We start from the raw sequence: 2,637 nt of genomic DNA, 5'->3' as shown, positions 1-2,637 counted from the left end.
CCCCGTCACGCCGCCGGTCAGGACCTCGCAGTTCCTGGCCAGCGCCCTGTTGCGTCGTCCCGGGATCTGGACGCGCCTGGAGGGCCACCTGGATCTGAGGGTCTCCAGCTCGGAAGTCGAGCACGGCGTCGACTGGCTGCTTGACCGGGTCGTCGCCCCGGGGACGGCGGTCCACGACGATCGCATTGCCTGCCTCCTGGGCGACGCGATTGCAGGGCCCGACCTCATCTGGGATCGGGCAACCCACGCCTGCGGACCCGATGAGTGCCGTATGCGGTTCGTCCCCCGGGCGGCCGGCCACGGGTGGAACGGCGTGCTGACCGTGCGAACTGTTCGGGCCGGCTCAGACCACCTTCCAGCACGCCGTCCGAGACCATTCACTGTCCTCGCGGAATCCCTTGTGGAGAACAAGGTCTCGCCGCTCCGACCCGCACGCAATGGCGCGCTGTCGCCCTCGGACGGACACCACCGGAATCCCGGACTCGTCGTGCAGCTTGAGTCGGTGGGCTACTCCCTGAGCAAGACGTCATGCTGGAAGATCGCCTTGCACTTGGGCGCAGGCTGGGCCCAGCACGGTTGGCGAGTGCTCATTGTTCACGACGTCAGCGAGGCATCCGCGCAGCCAGCGGCGTATCCCCCTCCGACGTGGCCCGAGCGGCGTCGTCCGAAGGCCCCGGCGGAGGTTGCGCCCTGGCAGCGTCTTCGCCTCACCAGCGGCCCGGGAGAGCTTCACGTCCACGTGGGAAGCCACAGCTGGGAAGCGTTGGAGAAGCTCATCCCGCGGGCCCGGTCCGACTTCGACTGGATCATCCTGGCGGACAGCGTCTCGAACAGTTACGGGTACATGGGCCCCACGATGCTGAACGGCATTACCGATCGTTTCGTGATCGTTGTGGAAGACCCGGGCTACGCAACCACGATCACCGTCGCGAGTTCCGGCGGCCGACAGACCACAAACGTGGGCCGCCACGTCGATCTGACACCGGCCGAGTCTGCGACCGCATGGCGGGAGCAGAACCTCCGGATGGTGGCGAGCAACATCCCGGTAGCCGGGCTCATTCTCGTTCCGGGGGGTAAGCACCACCAGCCCCCTGTGGAGTTCCGGGACGCCGCCGACGCTCGACTTGCCGATTTCGGCACGCCCGTCCTTACCCGTCTCACCAGCGAACTGATCTTCGAGGAGCGCACCGTCCTGGACAACGTCAGTCCTCGCGCACGCGAAGACCTCCTAGCCACGAGTGCGCACCTCGCCCGCCTGCTCGCGATGCCCTCGGTCGGGCGGTCGGTCCCTTCCCCAGAGGCTCGTGCCTGACTCGGAGCCACGGGCCCGGAGGCAACCATCCGGGCCCACCAGCATTTTTGCAGCCTTGTAGGCTCGGCAGGTGACGACCAGCGTGCGGGCCCGCCTGTGGAAGTTCAGCGTCCAACCTGATCCGGACGGCATCTCAGACATCGTCGCCGTCGAGGTCGGCCAAGGACATCTACCTGTGGCCCTCTCACGACTGGTCCACATCAACGCCCTGGCTTGTGACCTGCGGAAGATCGTCGATCCGCGCGTACGGGATCACGAGGTTGCCCTCCTCCTCAGCTACATCACCGCAGGCGCACCCGGCACGCTCCTCACCGCAAAGCATCAGACGCTGCTGGCCAGCTCGGGGCACATCAGCAGGTTCGTCGCGGAAGCCACCGGCCTTGGAGTGATGACCGCCGCCAGCGAGTGCCTGTTCGATTGGGCACCGGCCGACGGCCTGCACAGCTTCGATGTCCTACCTGGTCAGTTGGTGAAGAAGTACGGCGGCGGAGGAGTTCGCCCAGACCTGCTCTTCCACGTGGCGGGGGGACCGCTCGCAGGCGAGGCCCGGGGGCGCAGGCGCCTAGCCAAGCAGCTGTTCCCCGGGACTGCGACAGCCGGTCAGCGAGACCGGCTTCTCCAGCTCGCCGCGTGGTCGACCGCGCACGCGGGCCACGCCTACTTCATGAGCTGGGTGTGGATCGGACCCACTGGTGTGGGGGTCGACATCTTCCTGTCCGCCAGTGACAGCGTCGACAGCGCCTTGGACTTGACCTGGATCGACGAGCCAGGACATGAGGTCTGGGAGATCAGGGCAGAGCACCGCAGAGCATCCGCGCGGGCGGAAGCTCCAGCCGAGGAACCCTGGGTAGAAGACCTGGACTCGGATGAGCCTCGGTCCCGAGCCGAGATTCGGCCGGTTCGCTACAAAATTCTGTCCGGGGAGAAGGTGCTCAGCCCGGAGGACCTGATGGATGAGGCGCTGGCCCGCCGGTTCGAGATGACGGGGGACGTGGAAGGCGAGATTGGCGGCGTCCCGGTGCGTGGCCGATGGGTTTCGGCCGACCGCCTGGGCCCTGCCACACACGAAGTCCTCCTTGGAGTCCTTGCCGACCGTCTGCCTGACCGGGCAACACGGCGCGGCCGCGCCAGGCGGCACGCGCAGTCGCTGGACGCTCATCTGGACGGACGGATGCTGACAGTGGTCCGTCGTATCGGCGAAGACCGGCCGTCCTGGGATCGCGTCACGGCAGACCTCCTCGACCCCTCCTAGGTCGCGTATTTGGTCGTGATCAAGCGGCAGCTTTGGTGAGGTCCTTGATCCAGATCATCGCGCCGCGAAGGTG

At 67.0% G+C, this 2,637-nt stretch carries 2 protein-coding genes; both read left to right on the top strand.

The features are described 5' to 3' along the window. Nucleotides 1–1,312 (top strand): hypothetical protein (locus tag IEZ12_RS30770; protein WP_189276710.1); only part of this gene is annotated, 1,312 nt, incomplete at its 5' end. Nucleotides 1,313–1,382: 70 nt separating this feature from the next. After that, nucleotides 1,383–2,564, top strand: coding sequence for a hypothetical protein (locus IEZ12_RS30765; RefSeq protein WP_229848346.1), 1,182 nt, complete (start codon nt 1,383–1,385; stop codon nt 2,562–2,564). Nucleotides 2,565–2,637 lie beyond the last annotated feature (73 nt).

Source organism: Kitasatospora griseola, from assembly GCF_014648555.1.
GTDB lineage: Bacteria > Actinomycetota > Actinomycetes > Streptomycetales > Streptomycetaceae > Kitasatospora > Kitasatospora griseola.
The sequence above is the reverse complement of the archived record's forward strand: the minus strand, read 5'-3'. Positions and strand labels throughout refer to the sequence as shown.